The 20,389-nt window shown below is 63.9% G+C and carries 28 protein-coding genes; 16 read left to right on the top strand and 12 right to left on the bottom strand.

Annotated elements, in window-relative coordinates:
* Positions 1–42 precede the first annotated feature (42 nt).
* Positions 43–882 (bottom strand): IclR family transcriptional regulator, encoded by an 840-nt coding sequence (locus EBBID32_RS07405; protein WP_006953466.1) that lies wholly within the window; start codon positions 880–882, stop codon positions 43–45.
* A 180-nt stretch (positions 883–1,062) separates the two neighbouring features.
* Here EBBID32_RS07405 and rhmD point away from each other — a divergent pair, with 180 nt between their 5' ends.
* The 5 genes from rhmD (at position 1,063) to rhaT (ending at position 5,928) form a co-directional block, all read left to right on the top strand.
* Positions 1,063–2,268, top strand: coding sequence for an L-rhamnonate dehydratase (gene rhmD / locus EBBID32_RS07410; protein WP_006953467.1), 1,206 nt, complete (start codon positions 1,063–1,065; stop codon positions 2,266–2,268).
* A gap of 22 nt (positions 2,269–2,290) precedes the next feature.
* Positions 2,291–3,148, top strand: coding sequence for a fumarylacetoacetate hydrolase family protein (locus EBBID32_RS07415; RefSeq protein ID WP_006953468.1), 858 nt, complete (start codon positions 2,291–2,293; stop codon positions 3,146–3,148).
* Positions 3,145–3,894 carry an SDR family NAD(P)-dependent oxidoreductase gene (locus tag EBBID32_RS07420; protein WP_006953469.1) on the top strand — a complete coding sequence of 250 codons (750 nt, stop codon included), beginning with the start codon at positions 3,145–3,147 and terminating at the stop codon, positions 3,892–3,894. Before EBBID32_RS07415 ends, EBBID32_RS07420 begins: the two co-directional genes overlap by 4 nt.
* A 70-nt stretch (positions 3,895–3,964) precedes the next feature.
* Positions 3,965–4,867, top strand: a complete 903-nt coding sequence (locus tag EBBID32_RS07425; protein WP_006953470.1) for an amidohydrolase family protein — start codon at positions 3,965–3,967, stop codon at positions 4,865–4,867.
* Positions 4,864–5,928: an L-rhamnose/proton symporter RhaT gene (gene rhaT, locus EBBID32_RS07430; RefSeq protein WP_006953471.1), complete on the top strand. Its 1,065-nt coding sequence runs from the start codon at positions 4,864–4,866 to the stop codon at positions 5,926–5,928. The genes EBBID32_RS07425 and rhaT overlap by 4 nt, the downstream gene beginning before the upstream one ends.
* A gap of 26 nt (positions 5,929–5,954) precedes the next feature.
* On the opposite strand, the gene EBBID32_RS07435 is transcribed toward rhaT, so the two are convergent.
* From EBBID32_RS07435 to EBBID32_RS07465, 7 genes are all read right to left on the bottom strand, one after another.
* Positions 5,955–7,004 carry a LacI family DNA-binding transcriptional regulator gene (locus EBBID32_RS07435; protein ID WP_037489564.1) on the bottom strand — a complete coding sequence of 350 codons (1,050 nt, stop codon included), beginning with the start codon at positions 7,002–7,004 and terminating at the stop codon, positions 5,955–5,957.
* A gap of 134 nt (positions 7,005–7,138) precedes the next feature.
* Positions 7,139–7,648, bottom strand: coding sequence for a peptidoglycan-associated lipoprotein Pal (pal, locus tag EBBID32_RS07440; protein WP_006953473.1), 510 nt, complete (start codon positions 7,646–7,648; stop codon positions 7,139–7,141).
* 117 nt (positions 7,649–7,765) lie between these two features.
* Entirely contained in the window at positions 7,766–9,100 is a 1,335-nt protein-coding gene (gene tolB, locus EBBID32_RS07445) for a Tol-Pal system beta propeller repeat protein TolB (protein WP_006953483.1), read from the bottom strand.
* Positions 9,097–10,062 carry a hypothetical protein gene (locus EBBID32_RS07450; protein ID WP_006953484.1) on the bottom strand — a complete coding sequence of 322 codons (966 nt, stop codon included), beginning with the start codon at positions 10,060–10,062 and terminating at the stop codon, positions 9,097–9,099. The genes tolB and EBBID32_RS07450 overlap by 4 nt, the downstream gene beginning before the upstream one ends.
* 7 nt (positions 10,063–10,069) lie before the next feature.
* Positions 10,070–10,516: a protein TolR gene (tolR, locus tag EBBID32_RS07455; protein WP_006953487.1), complete on the bottom strand. Its 447-nt coding sequence runs from the start codon at positions 10,514–10,516 to the stop codon at positions 10,070–10,072.
* Positions 10,517–10,550: 34 nt separating this feature from the next.
* On the bottom strand, positions 10,551–11,258 hold the full coding sequence (tolQ, locus tag EBBID32_RS07460; RefSeq protein ID WP_006953490.1) for a protein TolQ: 708 nt from the start codon (positions 11,256–11,258) through the stop codon (positions 10,551–10,553).
* Positions 11,255–11,725: a YbgC/FadM family acyl-CoA thioesterase gene (locus EBBID32_RS07465; protein WP_006953492.1), complete on the bottom strand. Its 471-nt coding sequence runs from the start codon at positions 11,723–11,725 to the stop codon at positions 11,255–11,257. The genes tolQ and EBBID32_RS07465 overlap by 4 nt, the downstream gene beginning before the upstream one ends.
* 169 nt (positions 11,726–11,894) lie before the next feature.
* Between EBBID32_RS07465 and EBBID32_RS07470 the strand changes: the two genes are divergently transcribed.
* Positions 11,895–12,773, top strand: a complete 879-nt coding sequence (locus EBBID32_RS07470) for a 3-hydroxyacyl-CoA dehydrogenase NAD-binding domain-containing protein (RefSeq protein WP_037489553.1) — start codon at positions 11,895–11,897, stop codon at positions 12,771–12,773.
* Positions 12,774–12,794: 21 nt separating this feature from the next.
* On the opposite strand, the gene EBBID32_RS07475 is transcribed toward EBBID32_RS07470, so the two are convergent.
* The 3 genes from EBBID32_RS07475 to pspF all read right to left on the bottom strand — a co-directional run bounded on the left by EBBID32_RS07475 (position 12,795) and on the right by pspF (position 14,473).
* Positions 12,795–13,052: a BrnA antitoxin family protein gene (locus tag EBBID32_RS07475; protein ID WP_006953497.1), complete on the bottom strand. Its 258-nt coding sequence runs from the start codon at positions 13,050–13,052 to the stop codon at positions 12,795–12,797.
* A complete protein-coding gene (locus EBBID32_RS23490; protein ID WP_231382136.1) occupies positions 13,003–13,314 on the bottom strand; it encodes a BrnT family toxin in 312 nt (103 codons plus the stop codon). Before EBBID32_RS23490 ends, EBBID32_RS07475 begins: the two co-directional genes overlap by 50 nt.
* A gap of 136 nt (positions 13,315–13,450) precedes the next feature.
* Positions 13,451–14,473 carry a phage shock protein operon transcriptional activator gene (gene pspF / locus EBBID32_RS07485; protein WP_006953501.1) on the bottom strand — a complete coding sequence of 341 codons (1,023 nt, stop codon included), beginning with the start codon at positions 14,471–14,473 and terminating at the stop codon, positions 13,451–13,453.
* 184 nt (positions 14,474–14,657) lie between these two features.
* Between pspF and EBBID32_RS24490 the strand changes: the two genes are divergently transcribed.
* From EBBID32_RS24490 to EBBID32_RS07530, 10 genes are all read left to right on the top strand, one after another.
* Complete coding sequence (locus EBBID32_RS24490; protein ID WP_006953508.1) at positions 14,658–14,831, top strand: hypothetical protein; 174 nt, start codon at positions 14,658–14,660, stop codon at positions 14,829–14,831.
* 41 nt (positions 14,832–14,872) lie between these two features.
* A complete protein-coding gene (pspA, locus tag EBBID32_RS07490) occupies positions 14,873–15,541 on the top strand; it encodes a phage shock protein PspA (protein ID WP_006953509.1) in 669 nt (222 codons plus the stop codon).
* Positions 15,542–15,545: 4 nt separating this feature from the next.
* Positions 15,546–15,827 (top strand): envelope stress response membrane protein PspB, encoded by a 282-nt coding sequence (gene pspB / locus EBBID32_RS07495; protein ID WP_006953511.1) that lies wholly within the window; start codon positions 15,546–15,548, stop codon positions 15,825–15,827.
* A gap of 1 nt (position 15,828) precedes the next feature.
* Positions 15,829–16,209 carry an envelope stress response membrane protein PspC gene (gene pspC / locus EBBID32_RS07500; RefSeq protein WP_006953513.1) on the top strand — a complete coding sequence of 127 codons (381 nt, stop codon included), beginning with the start codon at positions 15,829–15,831 and terminating at the stop codon, positions 16,207–16,209.
* Positions 16,210–16,244: 35 nt separating this feature from the next.
* Positions 16,245–16,535, top strand: a complete 291-nt coding sequence (locus tag EBBID32_RS07505; RefSeq protein WP_006953516.1) for a hypothetical protein — start codon at positions 16,245–16,247, stop codon at positions 16,533–16,535.
* 26 nt (positions 16,536–16,561) lie between these two features.
* Entirely contained in the window at positions 16,562–16,873 is a 312-nt protein-coding gene (locus EBBID32_RS07510) for a hypothetical protein (protein ID WP_006953519.1), read from the top strand.
* A 24-nt stretch (positions 16,874–16,897) separates the two neighbouring features.
* Positions 16,898–17,149, top strand: a complete 252-nt coding sequence (locus tag EBBID32_RS07515) for a hypothetical protein (protein WP_006953521.1) — start codon at positions 16,898–16,900, stop codon at positions 17,147–17,149.
* Between the two features lie 28 nt (positions 17,150–17,177).
* Complete coding sequence (locus tag EBBID32_RS07520) at positions 17,178–17,411, top strand: hypothetical protein (protein ID WP_006953523.1); 234 nt, start codon at positions 17,178–17,180, stop codon at positions 17,409–17,411.
* 146 nt (positions 17,412–17,557) lie between these two features.
* Positions 17,558–17,974 (top strand): SufE family protein, encoded by a 417-nt coding sequence (locus EBBID32_RS07525; RefSeq protein WP_006953524.1) that lies wholly within the window; start codon positions 17,558–17,560, stop codon positions 17,972–17,974.
* Between the two features lie 52 nt (positions 17,975–18,026).
* On the top strand, positions 18,027–18,527 hold the full coding sequence (locus tag EBBID32_RS07530) for a hypothetical protein (RefSeq protein WP_006953526.1): 501 nt from the start codon (positions 18,027–18,029) through the stop codon (positions 18,525–18,527).
* Between the two features lie 38 nt (positions 18,528–18,565).
* Here the strand turns inward: EBBID32_RS07530 and ggt are convergent, their stop codons facing one another.
* Positions 18,566–20,266, bottom strand: coding sequence for a gamma-glutamyltransferase (gene ggt, locus EBBID32_RS07535; RefSeq protein WP_037489561.1), 1,701 nt, complete (start codon positions 20,264–20,266; stop codon positions 18,566–18,568).
* Between the last annotated feature and the right edge of the window lie 123 nt (positions 20,267–20,389).

Below are 20,389 nucleotides of genomic sequence, written 5' to 3' on the forward strand. Positions count from 1 at the left end.
TCCCCTTGCAGGGGAGGAATTTTTGGGGCGTCCTTCATCACTTTACCGTCGCACGGGGCGGCGGGGTTTGAGGCCGGGGGTCCAGCCGAGATCGGCGCTGACCCTGTTGGCGGTGGCGCGGACATCGTCGCTGAGCATGGTCATGCGATCATCGTCCATATATTGGGCGGCGCTCGACAGGCTGATGGCGGCGACGATCGCGCCGGAGGCGTCGCGGATGGGCGCGGCGACACAGCGTATCTGGTCCTCATTTTCCTCCAGATCATAGGCGCGCCCTGCGGTGGCATAGGCGCGCATCCGGTCCAGCCAAAGCCTGTAGTCGGCGGCGTGGACGCCCGCTTCGCGTTCGGCGTCGAAGGCGCGCTGCCAGCGCGATTCGGCTTCATCGAGCAGCAGCGCCTTGCCAAGGCCGGTCGAGGTCAGGGGATGGCGATCGCCGATGCGGCTGGAGATTTCGACGCGGCGGCGACCGGGAATCTTGTCGAGATAGAGCGCCTGATCGCCATCGAGGCGGCCCAAATGGACGACATCCTCGCTGGCGGCGGCAAGCGCTTCGATATGGGGGCGGGCAATCTGGACGATGTCGGCCTGAGACTGGGCGAGGAAGCCGAGTTGGAGCAGTTTTGGCCCCAACTGATAGCCTTCGCGCGGCAGGAAGGTCAGGAAACCGCGTTCCACCATCGCATTGGCGAGGCGGTGGGTGGTCGATCGGGTGAGGCCCATGCGGATCGACAGGTCAGCCAGCTTGATCGGCCCGTCAATCACCTGGTCGAGCAGGTCCAGCCCGCGATGCAGGGTCTGCGAGCCAGCCGCCTTCGATTTTTCCTCAACCTCAACGATTTTCGTTTCGCCCGATTCTGGATTTGACGTGTTTTGTCTCATCTACTAATACTCTATCCCACAAAATGAGAAAAACAAGGGTGAAGGCGAGGATGGGCATGATTCTTCGATCGACCCACCTCCCCCGATGTCCGGCCGGTATCGGCGTTTTGGTCATATTGTGAAAGTTTTTGCCGTTGGTTCCCACATATTGGGCGGCGGCTGCGTTCAGGGAGTGGGTGTGTGCCGATCGTGACCCCGATTAAAACATTGCCGAAAATCAAGCATGTCCGGGCCTTTACCGTGCGCGGAGGCGGCGCCGACTATCATGATCAGGGCGAAGGCCACTGGATCGACGATCATATTGCCACGCCCATGTCGCGTTACCCCGAATATCGCCAGTCGCGGCAGAGTTTCGGCATCAATGTGCTGGGCACGCTGGTGGTGGAGATCGAGGCGGAGGACGGCACGATCGGCTTTGCGGTGACGACCGGCGGCGAACCCGCGGCGTTCATCGTCGAGAAGCATCTGGCGCGGTTCCTGGAAGGGCGCTCCCCCACCGATTATGAGAAAATCTGGGACCAGATGTATTTTTCGACCCAATATTATGGGCGCAAGGGTCTGGTCGTGAATGCGATTTCCGGGGTCGACCTGGCGTTGTGGGATTTGCTGGGCAAGTTGCGGCAGGAGCCGGTCTATCACATGCTGGGCGGCGCGGTGCGCGACGAACTGCAATTCTACGCGACAGGCGCGCGGCCTGACGTCGCCAAGGAACTGGGCTTTATCGGTGGCAAGATGCCGCTGCATCATGGCCCGGCCGAGGGCGTGGAAGGCCTCCAGAAGAACATCGCCGAATTGGCCGACATGCGCGCGAAATGCGGTCCCGATTTCTGGCTGATGTGGGATTGCTGGATGGCGCTGGACGTGGACTATGCCACGCGGCTGGCGATTGCCGCCCATGAGCTTGGCCTCAAATGGATCGAGGAAGCGATCAGCCCGGACGATTATTGGGGCTACCAGCAGCTAAAGCGCAACGTCCCCAAGGGGATGCTGGTGACCACCGGCGAGCATGAGGCGACCCGCTGGGGCTTTCGCATGTTGCTGGAAATGGACTGTTGCGACATTATCCAGCCCGATGTCGGCTGGTGCGGCGGCGTCACCGAATTGCTCAAGATCAGCGCGCTGGCCGATGCCCATGGCAAGATGGTCGTGCCGCATGGATCATCGGTCTATAGCTATCATTTCGTCATCACCCGCCACAATTCGCCCTTCGCCGAATTCCTGATGATGCATCCGGGACCGACCGAGGTGGTGCCGATGTTCCATCCGCAGCTGATCGGCGAGCCGGTGCCCGAAAATGGACGGCTGAAAGCCAGCGCGCTCGATGCGCCCGGCTTCGGCGTCGAGCTGAACCGCGATATCGCGATGCATCGCCCCTATAGTCATTGATTGCCAGAGAGAGACTGATCCCATGAAATTCTGCCGTTTTGGCCCGCGTGGCCAGGAAAAGCCCGGTATCGTTGATGCCGAGGGTAATATCCGCGACCTGTCGGGCGTGATCGCCGAACTGACGATCGAGACGCTGGCCGCTGCCAAGGCTGCCGATGTGGCGTTACTGCCGATCGTCGAGGGGACGCCGCGCTATGGCGTACCGTTGAAGGGCGTGGGCAAGATTGTTGCCATTGGCCTGAATTATGAGGACCATGCGATCGAATCCAACCTGCCGATCCCGTCCGAGCCGATGATGTTCATGAAGGCGCTGTCGTCGCTCAATGGTCCCGATGACGAGGTGATGCTGCCCAAGGGCGCGACCCATGGTGACTGGGAAGTCGAACTGGGGGTCATCATCGGCGAAACCTGCCGCTTTGTATCGGAAGAGGAGGCGCTGTCGAAGGTTGCGGGCTATACCCTGGTCAACGACGTGTCCGAACGCTTCAACCAGAAGCAGCGCGGCACCCAGTGGAGCAAGGGCAAGGGGCATGACACATTCTGCCCGACCGGCCCCTGGCTGGTGACGCCGGACGAAGTGGGCGATCCCCAGGATCTGGACATGTATCTGGACGTCAATGGCGCGCGGATGCAGACCGGCAACACGCGCACGATGATCTTCAATGTCGCGCAGCTGATTTCCTATGTCAGCGAATATATCACCCTCTATCCGGGCGACCTGATGATCACCGGCACCCCGCCGGGCGTGGGCGAGGGCAAGAAGCCGACGGCGATTTACCTGAAAGCTGGCGACGTGATGGAACTGGGTATCGCCAAGCTGGGCACCCAGACGCAGAATGTCGTGGCGTGGCGCGATCTGGGTGACGAGGTGCTGGGATGAGTGTCTGGTCTGGACGCTATGCGGGGCGCTGCGCGGTCATTACTGGCGGCGCATCGGGGCTTGGCAAGCAGGTCGCCGCGCGCATTGTCGCGGAAGGCGGCAAGGTGGTGCTGTGGGACGTGAACCCCGACGCATTGGCCGCTGCCAAGGATGAGATTGGTGCCACGGCCGTGGTCGCGCTGGACGTGTCCGATCAGGCGGCGGTGGAAGCGGCGGCCAAGGCCAGTGCCGATGCGCTGGGCAAGATCGACGTGCTGGTTTGCTCGGCCGGGATCACCGGCGCGACCGCGACAGTGTGGGATTATCCGCTCGACAGCTGGCAGCGGGTCATCGACATCAACCTGAACGGCCTGTTCTACTGCAACCGGGCGGTGGTGCCGTTCATGCTGGACAATGGCTATGGGCGGATTGTCAATCTTGCCTCGGTCGCGGGCAAGGAGGGCAATCCCAATGCGTCGGCTTACTCCGCGAGCAAGGCAGGGGTGATCGGCCTCACCAAATCGCTGGGCAAGGAATTGGCGGGCAAGGGCGTGATCGCCAATGCGCTGACGCCCGCGACCTTTGAAAGCCCGATCCTGGCGCAACTGCCGCAGAGCCAGGTCGATTATATGCGTTCCAAAATCCCGATGGGCCGTCTGGGCGAAGTCAGCGAATCCGCCGCGATGGTGTGTTTCATGGCGAGCGAGGAGTGCAGCTTCACCACGGCGTCGACATTCGACACGTCGGGCGGGCGGACCACCTTCTAGGCAAAGTTGCGCGGCGCGACTGGACGGCAAGAGCCAGCGCGCCCCCTTTTTTCTGCGGGAGAGGACGGGCATGATTCCCTTTGTCGATGCGCATATCCATCTGTGGGATCTGGCGCATATCCGTTATGACTGGCTCAGCCCGCCCTTTTCCGACGAGGGGCCGAATGGCAGTGTCGAGGGAATCGCGCGCAATTATGGCGTGGCGGATTATCGCGCGGATCTGGCCCGCTGGAATGTCGTGGGCGCGGTGCATGTCGATGCGGGGGCGGCGGCGGACAGCGCGTTGCGCGAGACGCAATGGCTCGATGGGCTGGCCGCGACACAAGGGTTGCCGACCGGGATCGTCGCCTTTGCGGCGCTCAATGATCCCGATGTCGATGCCCTGCTGGCCGCGCAGGCGGCGCAGCCGCGCGTCAAGGGTATCCGCCATATCGTCAACTGGCACCCCAGCCCCGAGCGGACTTATGGTCCGGTCGACCTGACGCGCGACCCGGCGTGGCAGGCGGGCTATGGGTTGCTGGCCAAGCACAATCTGTCCTTCGACCTGCAATGCTATCCGGGGCAGATGCCGGGATTGGTGCCGCTGATCGAGCGGCATCCCGACATCCCGGTCATCATCAACCATATGGGGATGCCGGTGCTGACCGATCCGCAAGGGATTGGCGACTGGCGGCGCGGCATGGCGGCGCTGGCGGCGCTGCCGCATGTTGCGGTCAAGCTGTCGGGCATGGGCTTCATCCGCCGCGACTGGAGCCAGGAGAATATCGCCTCCTTCATTTGCGAGACGATCGACCTGTTCGGGGTGGAGCGCTGCATGTTCGCCAGCGACACGCCGACCGACAAGCTGTTCGGCAGCATCGACCGCTACATGGAATCCTATCACGCCATCGTTGCCGATCTGCCGCAGGCGGACCGGCACGCCTTGTTCGGCGGCAACGCCAATCGCCTTTATCGTCTGGGACTGAAGCTATGACCCCCAATCCGTTGCTCGGCGTATTGTTTCACTGGCTGGGCGGTCTCGCCTCGGCCAGCTTCTATGTTCCCTATCGCGGGGTGAAGCGGTGGAACTGGGAGATTTTCTGGCTGACCGGGGGGATATTTTCCTGGGTCATCGCGCCCTGGTTCTTCGCGTCGGTCCAGACCAATGATCTGATGGGGGTGATAGCCCAGGTGCCCGGCAGCGTTATGGGCTGGTGCATGTTTTTCGGCTTTCTGTGGGGCTTTGGCGGGCTGACCTATGGGTTGACGATGCGCTATCTGGGGCTGTCGCTGGGGATGGCGGTCGTGCTGGGGCTGTGTACCGTGTTCGGCACGCTGATCCCGCCGATCGTGCAAGGCACATTCATGCGCGAAATTGCCGGCACCTTGTCCGGGCAGATCGTGCTGCTGGGGCTGGCGGTCACTGTGCTGGGCATCATCGTCGTCGCCATGGCGGGGGCGCGCAAGGATGCCGCGCTGTCGCCGGCGCAGAAGGCGGCGGTGGTCGCCGAGTTTGATTTCAGGAAGGGCATCGCGGTCGCCATCTTTTCCGGCATCATGTCCTCCTGCTTCGCCTTTGGCCTAGCGGCGGGAGAGCCGGTCAAGGCGCTGAGCGCGGCGGCGGGGACGGGGCCGCTGTGGACCGGATTGCCGACCCTGTGCCTCGTCATGTTCGGCGGGCTGATCACCAACGCATTGTGGTGCGGCTGGCTGATCGTCAAGAATGGATCGGCGGGGCAATGGGTCGGCGCTGTGGACGCAAGCGGCACGCGCCCGGCGCTGCTGCCCAATTTCCTGCTGTGCGCGCTGGCAGGGACGGCCTGGTATTTCCAGTTCTTCTTCTACACGATGGGTGAAAGCCAGATGGGCCGTTTCGGCTTTTCCAGCTGGACGCTGCACATGGCCTCGATCATCATCTTTGGCACCTGCTGGGGCTTTGCCTTTCGCGAGTGGAAGGATGCCGCGCCCGCCGTGCGCCGGATGGTGTGGAGCGGCGTGGGCCTGCTGGTCCTGGCGACGGTCATCATCGGCTATGGCAACCGGCTGGCGGTCTGACAGATCATAATCCTTGCAGCTGGCGATCAGGACGGCATCGGTACGCCGTCGGACTGGCGGCGGATCAGTTGATAGTCGAGCTTCACGCGGGCTGATGGGGGGCGGTCGGTGCCTTCGTCCTGCGCGAGAAACTGGTTCGCCAGCAGGCCGATCGCTTCGCGGATCATTTCGCGGATCGGCTGGCGGATGGTGGTCAGCGCCGGCCAGATCGCGCTGGCGAGCGGGGTGTCGTCAAAGCCGCAGATGCTGATCCGGGCGGGAACGCTGATGCCGCGCTGGTGGGCGACGACGATCGCGGCGGCGGCCATGTCGTCATTGCAGGCGAAGATCGCGGTGGGATGATCGTCCAGACTGAGCAGCGCTTGCGCCGCGTCCAGCCCGGACCGGTAGGAAAAATCGCCCGGCACGATCCAGCGATTGTCGATGCCGATGCCATGACCGGCAAGGGCGTCGCGAAAACCCTGGAGCCGCCGCGCGCTGGCGCGGTGGCGGGGGTTGCCCTGAATGAAGCCAATGCGGCGATGGCCCAGGTCGATGAGGTGGCGGGTCATGTCACGCGCGGCGAGGCGGTCGTCTATGCCCACCGTCAGCATATCGCCGCCATCGGCGTCGGGCGCGATGGCGACGACCGGGATGGTGCGCTGGCGCAACTGGTCGGCCAGCTCTGTCCAGTCGCACAGGGGCGGGGGCAGGATGACGCCCGCGACACGGGCATGATCGATCTGATCGGCCACGGCCCGCGCCGACGCACCGGGTGCGCATTGTTCGACCACCAGATGCAGATGGCGCAGCGACGCTTCGCCCAGCGCGCCGAGCAGCAATTCGCCGAGATAGGCCGCTGTCGTGCTGTTGCTATGGAGCAGGGCGATGCGCCGGTCGGCCCCGCCTACCAGCGCACGGGCCGAGGCGTTGGGCACAAAGCCCAGTTCCGCCACCGCCTGCTCGACCGCGCGTTGCGCCTTGGCGCTGACCAGCGCCTTGCCGTTGATCGCGCGCGATGCGGTCATCACCGACACGCCTGCGCGGGCAGCGACATCGCGAATGGTAGGGGGTTTTTTCCGGTCGATCGTCTGCATCGCCATCCGTCCTAGACGCATTTGACCGCGCGCGACAATCTGTGGTGAGCGACCGGCTTGTTTCCTTTGCCGTCAAAATGAAAAGGCCCGCCGGTCGGGGACGGGCGGGCCTTTCGATCATGTCTGGCAATCGATCAATATTGGATCGTCACCGTCACCGCACGGCGATTCTGCGCCCAGGAGGCTTCGTCCGATCCCAGCGCTGCCGGGCGTTCCTTGCCATAGCTGACGGTGGTGATGCGGCCGGAGTCTATGCCGAGCGAGGCGAGATAGTTTTTCGCGGCATTGGCGCGGCGCTCGCCCAGCGCGATATTATAGTCGCGGGTGCCGCGTTCGTCGGCATGACCCTCGATCGTGACGCGCACGGCCGGATTCTGTTGCAGCCAGGCGGCCTGGCTTTGCAGCGTCGCCTGATCCTCCGCGTCGATATCATATTGATCGAGGTCGAAGAAAACCCGGTCGGAGGAGACCGAAGCGACGAAATCTTCCTGGCTGCCCTTGACCGGGCCGCTGGGTCCGGTCGATCCGACCGGTTCGGTCGCGGCGGGGCCGGGCGCGGGGGGCAGTTCGGCCGGCGGCTTTTTCGAGCAGGCGGCCAGGGCGATGATGGCGGTGGCCATGACCAGCGTTCGGGACAGTTTCATCGGGGTCTCCTTTGATTGATCCGGGCACCGCCCACAGGGACGGCATCAGGGTCCGTGAAGTTCGTTACGCTGTCAAGACGATTGGGTTCCGTCCTGACGCCAAGAAATCTGCGCTATTCAGGGCAGCAGCGGTCCCCAGGCGGGGTCCGAACCGCTCAGGGGGGTGGGGATGCGGCGTTCATTCACGCCGGTCAGGTCGACCTGCCACACCTGGCTCGACCCCTGCTTGCCCGGTGATGTGCGGAAAAATTGCAGCACCCGGCCATTGGGGGACCAGGTCGGCTGTTCATCCTGCCAGCCATTGGTCAATATGCGCTCATTGTCGCCACCCGGCGTCATCACCGCGATCTTGAAATCGCCCGACATTTTGGTGAAGGCGATGAGATCGCCACGCGGCGACCATTCGGGCGTGGCATAGCGGCCGCCGCCATGGCTGATGCGGCGCTGGTTGGAGCCGTCGGCGTTCATGATATAAAGCTGCTGGCCACCCGACCGGTCGCTTTCAAACACGATCTGGCTGCCGTCGGGCGAATAGCTGCCGCCTACGTCAATGCCCGGCGATGTGGTGAGGCGCACCGGGGTGCCGCCACCGGCTGGGACGCGATAAATGTCGGTATTGCCCGCGATCGCCATCGAAAAGAGGATGTTGCGTCCATCGGGCGACCAGCGCGGGGCGAAGGTCGGGTTGTTGCTTTCGGTCACCAGCCGCTGCTGGCCCGCGCCGATATCATAGATATAGAGGCGCACTCGGCTGCCCAGATAGCTGACATAGAGGATGGATTTATAGTCGGGCGAGAAGCGCGGGGTGAGCGCCATCGACTGGCCATTGGTGATGAAGCGATGGTTCGCGCCGTCGCTGTCCATGATGGCGAGGCGCTTGACCCGTGCGCCCTTGGGACCGCTTTCGGCGATATAGGCGATGCGGCTGTCGAAGAAGGGGCTTTCGCCCGACAGGCGCGCATAGATGGCGTCGGCGCATTTATGCGCGGCCCGCCGCCAGTCGCGCGGGGCGACGACATAGCCCTGGCGGGTGAGTTCCTGCTTCAGCGCCACGTCATAGAGATAGCAACCGACGGTGATGTCGGCCTCTCCCCCGGTGGTGCGGACGAAGCCCTGCACCAGTGCCTGATAGGCACCCCATTTGTCGAATTGCGGAAAGGTGACTTCGGCGAAGGGGATTTGCGGCAGGCCAGCGGGACCGGACGGGTCGAACAGGCCGGAGCCTTTGAGGTCGGTGGCGATGACTTCGGCGATCTTGCGCCCCAGTTCGGTGGCGGACCCCGCCGGGGTGGCGACGTCCTGCTGTGCGGGCATGGGGGGGACGGCGACCTTGACATTGCTGTCAATCTCGCCGGTCACATCGACCGACAACTGGGCCAGCGCAGGCAGGGCGGTAAAGGCAAGCAGCGCGGCGGTCGCCATGCTCAAGCGGCGCAAAAGAGAGGGTTTCATCGGTTCAGCCTCGCGTCAAAGCGGAGTGGCCGGAGCCATTTCCATTGGTCGTAAAATTCGGGCGGCATGTTGCGGAAGGGGGAGGCAAGCTTGACCGCCTGGATCGCCCGTTCGGCATGGAGTTTGGCCTGTGGACGGTTGCTGGCGGTGACGCCCAACTGGTCGATCACCTCCGGCGTGCCGATCACCGCGCCGCTCTTGTCGAGCCGTACTTCGAGCAGGGTGACGAGCCGGTCCGCATCCGCGCCCGAAGGCGGACGCCAATGGGGCTTCAACTGGCGGCGCAGTTCGGCGTCGAGCGCCGATTTCTGCGCCGGACCCATGGCGGCGGCGGGCGCTGGCGCAGGCGGCTTGCGCGGGGCGTCAGCGCTGGTGTCGATTCCTTTCAGGAAGTCATTGCCGAGCAGCGAGCCTTTGGGCTTGTCCGCCTTGCCCTGACCCGATGCGCGGGCGGGCGCCTTGGTCGCGGGCTTGGCCGATGCCTTGGCCGCCGGTTTGGACGGCGTGGCAGCGGCCTTGGGCTTGTCGGGCGCAGGCTTGGCCTTGGGCGCGGGTTTTTCCGGGGCGGGCTTGGGCTTTGGCGCGACCTTGGCCACTTCCTTTTTTGGCGGCGCAGGCTTGGGCTTTGCCGGCGCGGGCTTTGCGACCGGCTTGGGCGGCGTCGGCTTGGGCTGCGGCTTGGGCGGGACCGGCACCGGTTCGGGCGCGGGTTCCGGCTTCGGCGCGGGGGCAGCGTCCTGCGTCGGTCCCTGTTCGGGCGCGACGCTGGGCGGGGGTGGTTCTGCCGAGAGTTTCGGTGCTGTCGATTGCAGCGCGACCTCATCCACCATGGACACTTCCATCGGTGGGGTCTTGAGCTTCAACGGGTTGGGGGTAGCCAAAAAGCCAGCCGACAGCAGCCCGAACAGCAGGACATGCCCCGCTGTCGCGACGCCAAGGCCGATTTTCTCCGCGCGCTCCATAGTCTGCCTATTCCGCCGTATCGTCGGGCGAGGAGACCAGCGAGACCTTGTTCAGGCCCGCGCGGTTGAGTTCGGCCATCACCCGCATCACCCGGCCATAGTCCAGCCCCTTGTCGGCGCGCAGGAAGATTTGCGGGGCATCGGCCTTGCCCGCATTGGCGGCAACGATCTCCGCCAGGCGACCGGGCAGGTCGGCGTCGGCCACCGCATCTTCATCGACATAGGTGGCGCCGTCGCGGTCGATCGATACCACGGTCGGCTTGGCGTCCTGATCCAGCCCCTTGGCGCGGGTTTCGGGCAGGTTGACGGGCACGCCGGTCACCAGCAGGGGCGCTGTGACCATGAAGATGATCAGCAGCACCAGCATGACGTCGACCAAAGGCGTGACGTTGATGTCGGCCATCGGCGCACGGCCACGGCCACGACGGCTGGAAGGAGGACCGGACATGGCCATTAGCGGGCGCTCCCCTGCGTTGGGGGGGAGCGCATCATCGCTGCGCCTCCAGTTCCCGGCTGAGGGTCGCGTAAAAGCCGTCGGCAAAGCGGGTCAGGCGCGATTCCATGCGGTTGATGCCGTGGCTGAAGCGGTTATAGGCGATGACCGCCGGAATGGCGGCAAACAGGCCGATCGCGGTCGCGAACAGCGCTTCGGCAATGCCGGGCGCGACGACGGCGAGCGAGCTATTCTGTTCCGCCGCGATCGCGGTGAAGGCGCGCATGATGCCCCAGACCGTGCCGAACAGGCCGACGAAGGGCGCGACCGACCCGACCGTGGCCAATATGTTGAGCCGGTCGGACAGACGGTCGATTTCCGCCGCGATCGTGCTGGACATGGACGTGGCCAGCCGGTCGCGCGTGCCGTCGCGGTCGATCACCTTCTGGGCGGTGGATCGGCGCCATTCGGTGACGCCAGCGGCCATCACCTTGGCAGCAGGCTGATCCGCCTTGCCGCGCGCTTCGTAGAAACGGTCGATATCCTCGGCCTTCCAGAAATCCTGCTCGAAGCTTTTGCTGTGCTTGCTGGCGCGGCGCAGGGTGACGGAAAAGCCGATGATGATCGCCCAGGTCCAGATGCTGGCGAGCAGCAGCCCGATCATCACGCCCTTCACGACGATGTCGGCCTGAAGAAACAGGGCAAGCGGGGAAATGGTCGCGGCGTCGGCCACCGCGGCGACGTCTGGCAGGTTGAGGGTCATGGGTGGAAATCTTCCCCTTGGCAAAGGCGGCTGAAAATGTCGGTCCAGGCTTTGGGTTGCCGTTGCGGGCGACCCTGCGGCGTCAGCCAGGCGACCGATATGGTAGCGTCGGTCAACTGTTCGTCGGCGCGCATGACTGATTGATGAATGGCGCAGCTTGCCGCGCCGACATGCACCACGCGGCTGACGACCATCAGGTCATCGTCCAGGCGGGCGGGGCGGCGGTAGCGGATCTGGAGGTCAGTGACGGCATAGACGCCGGCGCCGCTGTCATGCGCGGCGCGCTGGTCGATGCCCGCAGCACGCAGCATGTCGGACCGGGCGCGCTCCATATAGCGCAGATAATTGGCGTGATAGACCAGCCCCGACAGGTCGGTATCCTCAAAATAGATGCGCAGCGGGAAATGATGCACGGCAGCGACAAAGCGTCCGGTCGCCGGCATGGGCATCTGGTCTGAAACGGACATGAGCGGCTTTTAACCATGGCGCACCGTTCAGGCAAAGGCGGAAACGTCGGTTTCTCGCGCAGGAGGCGCATTTTGTCGCCTGTGCTTTTTCGCATGACGCCCCTCTGGTCGCCGGACGGCGTGATCGCTAGGAAGCGGGAAACGAGTCAGCATGTGGGAGAAGGCCAGGATGACGGATATTCAGACAGTGGGCGTGATCGGCGCGGGGCAGATGGGCGCGGGCATTGCCCAGGTCGCCGCGCAGGCGGGCTATGACGTCATCCTGTCGGACGTCGATCTGCCGCGCGCGCAAAAGGGCCGCGACGGCATCATCCGGCTGCTGGCGCGGGGCGTGGAGAAGGGCAAGATCGCCCAGATCGACGCCGACGAGGCGATTGCGCGGATCACGCCGGTCGGTGAGATCGCGCCGCTGGCGGGTGCGCAGCTGGTGATAGAGGCGGCGACCGAGCGGGAGGAGGTCAAGCGCGCGATCTTCGCCAATGTCGGCTCGCTGCTGGCGCCCGACGCGATTCTGGCCACCAACACATCGTCCATTCCCATTACCCGTCTGGCGCAGGCAGCGCCCGATGCGGGCCGCTTTGTCGGCGTCCATTTCTTCAACCCCGTGCCGGTAATGGTGCTGGTCGAGGTTATTCGCGGCCTGGCCACCACGCCTGAGACGGTCGCTGCGGTCGAGGGCTTTGCGGGTCGGATCGGCAAGACGGTGGTGCAGGCGTTCGATGCGCCCGGCTTTGTCGTCAACCGCATCCTGATGCCGATGCTGAACGAGGCGGTGTTCGTGCTGGGCGAGGGCGTAGGCAGCGTGGTCGATATCGACATGGGCTGCAAGCTGGGCCTCAATCACCCGATGGGTCCGCTGACGCTGCTGGATTTCGTGGGGCTGGATACGGCGCTGGAAATCCTCAACGTGTTTCTCAGCACTACGGGCGACCCGAAGTACCGCCCCGCGCCGCTGCTGGTCAAATATGTCGAAGCGGGCTGGTACGGCCGCAAGACCGGGCGGGGCTTCTACGACTATTCGGGCGCGGAGCCTGTGCCGACGCGGTGAGGGAGCCTGCGCAAGGCGGCGCTACAGGCGCGCTGCCTTGCGCAGGGCTTCATTGATCCGAGCCTGCCATCCCGGCCCGCCCGCCTTGAAGCTGGCGATCACGTCCGGGTCCAGCCGCAGCGATACATGCTGTTTGGTCTGCTCCAGCCTGGGCCGTCCCCGACGCACCAGCGTCTTGCCGACATAGGCATCTGCGCCATCGGCCCAGGCTTGATCCAGCTTGGGCGCATCATCGGGATCGATCCAGCTCTCGCCAGTAGATTTCGCGTTCTTCGTCATCTGCTATCCTCATGGAGATAACGCGGATGGCGTCATCTCTTTGGGTCCAGACACATATAACAGGCTTGTCATTCAACAGGCCGAGCATGATGTGACGGACCTCGCCATAATCCTTCCGATCGTCGGTTCGGATCAGGTGAAACTGATCGAACACCGCGACAATCGATTCAAAATCCAGTCCTCGTTCCTCAAATGTGCGCTGACGCTTGGCCGGATCGTACTCGATTTTCATGTTTGGAACCCCCACCGTAAGCCGGATCATGTGTGCGCTTGATCATCATCTTTCCCTTTCCCTCAAGGACCAAGTTTGCGTGCTGGTCAGGCAGAATTTATTGTAGCACAAAAAATTAAGGACGCAAGAATTAGTGTAGCACGAAATTTCGCGTTCATTATGCGCACTACCCCGCGCTCAGCCCATGTTTCTTCATGCAATGGCGTAGCTGGTCATAGGTGAGGCCCAGCCCCTTGGCGGTGGCGCGCTGGTTGTAGCGGTGGCGATCGAGCGCGGCGCGGATGATGGCGGATTCGTGGGCATCCACGGCGGCCTTGAGGTCGCTGATCGTTTCGATGGCTGGCGTGGGCGTGGGCGCCGGGGTGGGCGGGCCATCGCATGGCGCGGCGGCGGCCGGCATCATCGGCCTGGGTTTCCAGGGCGACGCGAAGGGGTCGAAGGTCAGGCGGTCGATCGGCTTGCCCGGCTCGTCCCAGCGATAGACGGCGCGCTCCACCACATTGCGCAATTCGCGGACATTGCCGGGCCAGCCATGCGCTTCCAGCTGCGCGGCGCAGACGGCGGAAAAACCGGGCCATTGCGGCCAGTTGAGTTCGGCCGCCATGCGCCGCCCGAAATGGTCCGCCAGCACCGAAACATCGCCCTCCCGCGCGCGCAGCGGGGGCAGGGTGATCACCTCGAAACTCAGGCGATCGAGCAAATCGGGGCGGAAGCGCCCAGCTTCGGCGGCGGCGGGCAGGTCGTCATTGGTCGCCGCGACGATCCGCACGTCCACCTTGAGCGGCTTCGACGCGCCGATCCGGGTGACTTCGCCATATTCGACTACGCGCAGCAGCCGCTCCTGCGCTGCCATCGACAGCGTGCCCAATTCGTCCAGGAATAGGGTGCCGCCGTCGGCCTCCTCGAAACGGCCGGGCCGGGCGCGGTTGGCGCCGGTGAAGGCGCCCTGTTCATGGCCGAACAGTTCCGCCTCTATGAGGGTTTCGGGCAGGGCCGCGCAGTTCATGATGATCAGCGGTTCCCCCCAGCGCGGGGAGAGGTGATGGAGCCGCGCGGCGATCAGTTCCTTGCCGGTCCCGCGCTCCCCGATCACCAGCACCGGGCGGTTGAGTTCGGCCGCGCGTCCGGCCAGCTCAACCGCGTCGAGAAAGGCGAAGGATTGCCCGACAAATTGGGTATTTTTGTCCATGCCCCAACTTATGGTGAAATTTCCCACCTTTCGGCAAGAGTTATTCTGGCATGGGCTTGGAAAGATCCAGAAAAATGGCGCAAATCTGCGCTTTTTCAAAATTGGCACGGCCCCTGCAAAGCTACAGGCAATCCGCACATAAACAGCGGAACGTCACGAAGGCCAAGGTTCAGGGAGTTACGTTATGGAAAAGAACAACAACAGCGTTCGCGAAATCGGCCAACTGATGTCGGTCGCCATTGCTGCCCTGCTGTTCGGATCGACCCTGATCCTGTCAGCGGTCGGCCCGGCCCGCGCCAGCGAAGCCCCGATGCTCGCCAGTCAGACGACCCCCATGGCCCTGCGCTATCTGGCATAAGGTCGCCGCCCCCCAAGAATATAATCAGGAGTGAAGTTCAGATGGGTATTTTCTCCCGCACCCGCGACATCATCGCCGCCAATGTCACCGACTTGCTCGACAAGGCGGAAGACCCGGCGAAGATGATCCGCATGATCATCCTCGAAATGGAGGAAACTTTGGTCGAGGTGCGCGCGTCCGCCGCCCGCACCATCGCCGACCAGAAGGAAATGCGCCGCCACATCGCCAAGCTGACCGCCCTGCAGGACAGCTGGACCGAGAAGGCGCAGCTGGCTTTGTCCAAGGACCGCGAGGATCTGGCCAAGGCGGCGCTGGTCGAGCGCCAGAAGGCGACCGACATGGCCGAGCATCTGAGCCACGAGATCGAGACGCTCGACGAGGCGCTGAAAGCCGCCGAAGAGGATATCTCCAAGCTGCAGGGCAAGCTGCGCGAGGCCCGTGCCCGCCAGAACAGCCTGGTCACCCGGATGCAGAGCGCGGAAAACCGCCTGCGGGTGCGCGAAGCCTATGCCGGTGAGAAGGTGAACGAGGCGTTTGCGCGCTTCGACATGCTCGAAAGCCGGGTCGATATGGCCGAAGGTCGCGCTGACGCCATGGCGCTGGGCGGCACGCCCAAGACGCTGGAGGAAGAGATTGCCGAGCTGAAGTCCGCCGACAAGGTGGATGCGGATCTGGCGGCGCTCAAGGCCAGCATGAATAAGGGAGCCTGATATCATGGAGGACATATTTCTGCCCATCATGATCTGCGGCATGTTGTTCATCGGCATGCCCTGGCTGATCTTCCACTATGTCACCAAATGGAAGCAGGCGCCCAAGATCACCGACGAGGATGAGAAGCTGCTGGATGAACTCCATCTTCTCGCCCGTCGTCTGGAAGAAAGGCTGGTGACGGTCGAACGGATCGTCGCCGCCGACAACCCCGATTTCCGTCCGCGCCGCCCGGCACCCGATGCCGACCTGAGCGATGACGATTACAGCTTTGACCGGAGGAACTGAGATGACTGCCCGCCGCACCAAATTCTACCTCAACAAGGCCAATGGCAAATGGTCGGGCGTGTGCGCAGGCATCGCCGACTATAGCGGGATCGACGTCGTCTGGGTCCGCGTCGGCGCGGTGCTGATCACGCTGATGGGGGCATTCCCCTGGACGCTGATCGCCTATTTCGCTGCCGTCTATTTTGCCGATGACAAGCCCAAGGGGCTCTATTCGGACCGGGACGACGAGAAATTCTGGCAGGGTGTGCGGACCAACCCGACCCGCTCCACCCGCGACGTCCGGTCCAAATTCCGCGACATCGACCGCCGCCTGGCTGACATCGAAATCTATTATACCAGCCGCAACACGCGCCTGGCAGACGAAATCGACAGCCTGCGCTGAGCAGGTCCGGGGCAGAATAACAGGGAGTTAAATCCATGAATTTCGGTGGACCTACTTTCGTCCTGGCGATCATCGCCATGTCGACTTTGGGCTGGATGTTCACCACCTGGGTCCGTGCCCGTCACGGTTATCCGGTGGAAAATGAATGGACCGGCACCGTTGATCGAACGGATGGCGACGCTGGTCGAAAAATCGACCTGCTGTCGGGTGAAAACGAAAAGCTGGTGGGCCGCATCAGCCGCCTGGAAGAACGCATCGCCGTGCTGGAGAGGATCGCTACCGATCCTGCCACCCGCACTGCGCGTGAAATCGAGGCGCTGCGCTAAGGCGCAACGGGCAAGGGAGAAGAGACATGTTTCCATTCGCAGATTTCGCGCCGGTCATCTTTGCCGTCGGGTCGCTGGCGATCATCGGCTGGGTGTTCACGACCTGGCTGCGGGTCAAGAATGGCTATCCGCTGGACGGCGCATGGGGCCAGGCGGTCTATCCGCAGAAGAATGAGGAAATGGTCGAGCGGATCAAGCTGCTGAGCCAGGAAAATGCCCAGCTGCGGGCCGAGGTCGGGTCGATGAAGGATCGCCTCGCCGTGGTCGAGCGGATCGTCACCGACGAAAGCCACCAGCTCAATCGCGAAATCGAACGGCTGCGCGGCCCGGCCAACTGAGCGCGCAGCAAAGGGAGGAATATCATGGGACCGTTTGAAATGGTTGTCGCCATCGTCGCGATCACCGCCATCGCCAGCATCGTCCGCGCCAAATATGGCGTCGTGCGCCGCGACAAGGGCGAAGAATTTGTCGCCCGCGGTCCAGACCCGGAAGCCGATCGGCTGCGCGCCGAATTGAAGGCGCTGAAAGACCGCGTCGCCGTGCTGGAGCGCCTCGCCACAGATGGCAGCAGCGCGCTGGAGCGCGAATTCGAGAAATTGCGGGACCGCGATTGAGCGCGGCCCATTGGGCAGGGAGACTATCATGCAGGACCCCACTCTCTATCTGACCATCGCGCTGGCCGGTCTGGCTGGCCTCTCCATCGTGACGGTCGCAGCGTTGCGCGGCTGGACCGGCTGGCTGGAGCTGAAGCGCGCGGAACTGGGCCGTCGCAGCGAAGAGAGCGCGCCGCCATCGGCCGCCGCGCGGATCGAGGTTGCGGACCTCAAAGAACGTATCCGCAAGCTGGAAGCGATCGCCGCAGGCGTGGATCTGTAAAACTATACTTTTCCCGTTCGGTGCTGGACTTGATCCGGGATTGTCGAAGCCCAGCCCTACTTCAGCAGAAGGACGGCCCTTCGACAGGCTCAGGGCGAACGGATTGAGGGGTTCCGAAGCGATCAAATCCCCCTATATGGGCGGCCATGACCGATCAGCGCGCCCTTGCCGACATTCACGAAGAATATGAATTTCTCGACGCGGACGATCGCTATCGCCTGCTGATCGACCTGGGCCGGGCATTGGAACCCATGCCCGATGCGCTCAAGAGCGATGCGACGCTGGTGCGTGGCTGTTCGGCGGCGGTGTGGGTTTATCCGACGGTGCTGGAGGACGGACGGCTGCACTTTCTGGCCGACAGCAATGCCGCGATCACCAAGGGGATCATCGCGCTGGTGCTGCTCACCGTGCAGGACAAAAGCCCGGCCGCGATCGGATCGGCGGACATAGAGGGGGCGCTGGCCCCGTTCGACCTCAAGAATCAGCTGAGTTCCAACCGCACCCAGGGCATCCCAAACATGATCGCCCTGATCCGCGATACGGCGGCACGTTACGGGGCATAGGGAAACCCGGATCAGGTTGCGGCGTTGAGTTTCCTGACAAGGAGATTCAATCATGCGCCATCTCATCGCCATCGCCGCAGTCGGGCTGCTCGCGGCCTGCTCGTCCGGCGACAAGGGGCCGACCCAGCGGGACACGATCGGCCAGACGTGGAAATATGAGGCCGGGTCGGGCGGCAAGCCCAAACTCGCCTATATCGGCAGCGCCAATGCCGTGCCGACGATGACGGCGGCCGATACGTTTGCGGTCCTGCTGGTCCAGCCAATGGACAATGGCGAGAAAAGTGTGACCGTGAAGCTGGTCGGCGCGCCGTTCCAGTGCGACTTGTCCGATTGCGCGGTGACCGCGATTGCCGATGGCGGCCGGCCGCTGCGCTGGAAGGGGCGGATGACGGACGCGAAGGACGGGATCGAGATCATGCCGTCGCAAAATGCCTATGAGGCGATTGCCAAGGCGCAGACGGTATCGGTCAATCTGGTCACCGGGCCGAAGGAACAGACCGCGCCGTTCGCGTTCAATGTCGCGGGGCTGGATTTGAAACCATCCTCATCCTGACGAACGTGGATGCCGGATCAAGTCCGGCATGACGGGTTTCATTCCTGAAACGATACGCCGGGGCTGCGCGGGTCGGCGGCACCGATCCAGTGACCGTCGGCGGCGCGTTCGGCGGCATTGGCCTTGAGGCCGAGACGCGAGACGGTGACGCGGTGGCCCAGCTTTTCGAGCGGTGCCTGCATCGCCTCCAGCCCGGTGCCCTGTTCCAGCACCAGCCCGTCGCCGTTGAAGAAGATGAGGCCCATCGCGATCGAATCCTGCGCCGACAGGCCCCAGTCGAAATGGGCGATCAGCGCCTTGGCCACCTGCATGATGATGGTCTTGCCGCCCGCCGCGCCGACGGTGAAGATCGGCATCCCCTTGGCATCATAGACGATGGTGGGCGACATGGAGGAGAGGGGCCGCTTGCCCGGTCCCACCGCATTGGCGACCGGCGCGCCGTTCTTTTCGGGGGTGAAGCTGAAATCGGTCAGTTCATTGTTGAGGATCACGCCGTTGGCGATCAACTGGCTGCCGAAGAAGCTTTCGATCGTCGATGTCCAGGCGGCAATGTCGCCGTCGCGGTCGATCGCGACGAAATGGCTGGTGCCGCTTTCGGGCTGGGGCAGCGACGCGGTGCGGGGCTTCGCGCCGGGCGGGGTGCCGGGCTGATAGTCGTTCAGCGCCTTGTTGAGGCGGATGCTGGCGGAGCGCTGCTTGAGATAGGCGGGGTCGATCAGGCCGCTCACCGGCACGGCGACGAAATCGGGATCGCCGATCCAGGTGGCTCGGTCGGCATAGGCCAGTTGCATCGCTTCGCCGATGACATGCCAGGATCGCGGGTCATCCTTGCCCCATGCGCCGAGCGGGAAGCGTTCGACCATGCCCAATATCTGGAGCACGGTGACGCCGCCCGCCGATGCCGGACCCATGCCGCACACGGTATAGACGCGATATTTTCCGCAGACCGGCTTGCGCGGTTTGGTCTGATAGGCGGCAATGTCCGCCTCCGTCATCGGCACCGGATTTTTAGGCGCATTGGTGACCGCCTGCGCCATCAGCCGGGCATTTTCCCCGGTATAGAAGGCGTCCGGGCCTTCTGCCGCGATCCGCTTGAACAGGGCGGCGAGTGGCGGGTTTTTCAGCATCGTGCCCATGGGGGCGGGCTTGCCGTCGATCCAGAAATATTTTTGAATTTCGGGGAAGTCGGCCCAGACGCCTGCCACCGCCTTCATCGCCGTATCGAGCCGCTGGCGCACCTCAAACCCCTCTTCTGCCGCGCGGATGGCGGGCTGGAACAGGTCGGCCCAGGGCAGCTTGCCCCATTTTTTATGCGCGTCCCACGCCAGGCGCAGATTGCCCGGCACACCGACCGAATAGCCACCCGGCCAGGCGTTGCGGAACGATAGCGGCTGGCCATCTGGCCCCATGAAGCGATCGGGCCGGGCGGCGGCGGGCGCAGCTTCGCGGCCGTCGATCGATTCCAGCACCCCGCTCTGCCCGTCATGGTGCATCAGGAAGCCGCCGCCGCCAATGCCGCTATTATGCGGTTCGACCACGTTCAGCGTCAGCATCATCGCGATCGCCGCGTCCGTGGCGCTGCCGCCCTTGCGCAATATCTCTTGCCCCGCGGCGGCCGCGCGCGGATCGGCGGCGGAGACGGTGGCGTTGGTCGATACCGGTTCGCGCGCATGGCCGGGCAGCGGCAGGGTGATGATGAGGGCGAGGGGGGCCAGTCGGCCGAACAGGCGGAAGATCATGCACGCCACCCTACGCATTGCGTTGCCCGCTGCAACCCTTTGCGGGAGGCCAATGCGCTGTGAGCGGACTGGGTTTCATAAATCCTCCCCTGTAAGGGGAGGTGGATGGCCGCAGGCCAGACG

It is taken from the genome of Sphingobium indicum BiD32 (assembly GCF_000382885.1).
In the GTDB taxonomy this organism is placed as follows: domain Bacteria; phylum Pseudomonadota; class Alphaproteobacteria; order Sphingomonadales; family Sphingomonadaceae; genus Sphingobium; species Sphingobium japonicum_C.

Bases quoted from the DNA above. Each gene is read 5' to 3' on its own strand.
- EBBID32_RS07420 (WP_006953469.1), top strand. From the start codon at position 3,145: ATGAGTGTCTGGTCTGGACGCTATGCGGGGCGCTGCGCGGTCATTACT.
- pspF (WP_006953501.1), bottom strand. From the start codon at position 14,473: ATGGACAAAAATACCCAATTTGTCGGGCAATCCTTCGCCTTTCTCGAC.
- EBBID32_RS23490 (WP_231382136.1), bottom strand. From the start codon at position 13,314: ATGATCCGGCTTACGGTGGGGGTTCCAAACATGAAAATCGAGTACGAT.
- EBBID32_RS07470 (WP_037489553.1), top strand. From the start codon at position 11,895: ATGACGGATATTCAGACAGTGGGCGTGATCGGCGCGGGGCAGATGGGC.
- EBBID32_RS07515 (WP_006953521.1), top strand. From the start codon at position 16,898: ATGGGACCGTTTGAAATGGTTGTCGCCATCGTCGCGATCACCGCCATC.
- EBBID32_RS07520 (WP_006953523.1), top strand. From the start codon at position 17,178: ATGCAGGACCCCACTCTCTATCTGACCATCGCGCTGGCCGGTCTGGCT.
- EBBID32_RS24490 (WP_006953508.1), top strand. From the start codon at position 14,658: ATGGAAAAGAACAACAACAGCGTTCGCGAAATCGGCCAACTGATGTCG.
- EBBID32_RS07525 (WP_006953524.1), top strand. From the start codon at position 17,558: ATGACCGATCAGCGCGCCCTTGCCGACATTCACGAAGAATATGAATTT.
- pspA (WP_006953509.1), top strand. From the start codon at position 14,873: ATGGGTATTTTCTCCCGCACCCGCGACATCATCGCCGCCAATGTCACC.
- rhaT (WP_006953471.1), top strand. From the start codon at position 4,864: ATGACCCCCAATCCGTTGCTCGGCGTATTGTTTCACTGGCTGGGCGGT.
- pspC (WP_006953513.1), top strand. From the start codon at position 15,829: ATGACTGCCCGCCGCACCAAATTCTACCTCAACAAGGCCAATGGCAAA.
- tolB (WP_006953483.1), bottom strand. From the start codon at position 9,100: ATGAAACCCTCTCTTTTGCGCCGCTTGAGCATGGCGACCGCCGCGCTG.
- tolQ (WP_006953490.1), bottom strand. From the start codon at position 11,258: ATGACCCTCAACCTGCCAGACGTCGCCGCGGTGGCCGACGCCGCGACC.
- EBBID32_RS07435 (WP_037489564.1), bottom strand. From the start codon at position 7,004: ATGCAGACGATCGACCGGAAAAAACCCCCTACCATTCGCGATGTCGCT.
- EBBID32_RS07450 (WP_006953484.1), bottom strand. From the start codon at position 10,062: ATGGAGCGCGCGGAGAAAATCGGCCTTGGCGTCGCGACAGCGGGGCAT.
- EBBID32_RS07405 (WP_006953466.1), bottom strand. From the start codon at position 882: ATGAGACAAAACACGTCAAATCCAGAATCGGGCGAAACGAAAATCGTT.
- pspB (WP_006953511.1), top strand. From the start codon at position 15,546: ATGGAGGACATATTTCTGCCCATCATGATCTGCGGCATGTTGTTCATC.
- EBBID32_RS07465 (WP_006953492.1), bottom strand. From the start codon at position 11,725: ATGTCCGTTTCAGACCAGATGCCCATGCCGGCGACCGGACGCTTTGTC.
- ggt (WP_037489561.1), bottom strand. From the start codon at position 20,266: ATGATCTTCCGCCTGTTCGGCCGACTGGCCCCCCTCGCCCTCATCATC.
- EBBID32_RS07415 (WP_006953468.1), top strand. From the start codon at position 2,291: ATGAAATTCTGCCGTTTTGGCCCGCGTGGCCAGGAAAAGCCCGGTATC.
- EBBID32_RS07510 (WP_006953519.1), top strand. From the start codon at position 16,562: ATGTTTCCATTCGCAGATTTCGCGCCGGTCATCTTTGCCGTCGGGTCG.
- EBBID32_RS07475 (WP_006953497.1), bottom strand. From the start codon at position 13,052: ATGACGAAGAACGCGAAATCTACTGGCGAGAGCTGGATCGATCCCGAT.
- EBBID32_RS07505 (WP_006953516.1), top strand. From the start codon at position 16,245: ATGAATTTCGGTGGACCTACTTTCGTCCTGGCGATCATCGCCATGTCG.
- EBBID32_RS07425 (WP_006953470.1), top strand. From the start codon at position 3,965: ATGATTCCCTTTGTCGATGCGCATATCCATCTGTGGGATCTGGCGCAT.
- pal (WP_006953473.1), bottom strand. From the start codon at position 7,648: ATGAAACTGTCCCGAACGCTGGTCATGGCCACCGCCATCATCGCCCTG.
- tolR (WP_006953487.1), bottom strand. From the start codon at position 10,516: ATGGCCATGTCCGGTCCTCCTTCCAGCCGTCGTGGCCGTGGCCGTGCG.
- EBBID32_RS07530 (WP_006953526.1), top strand. From the start codon at position 18,027: ATGCGCCATCTCATCGCCATCGCCGCAGTCGGGCTGCTCGCGGCCTGC.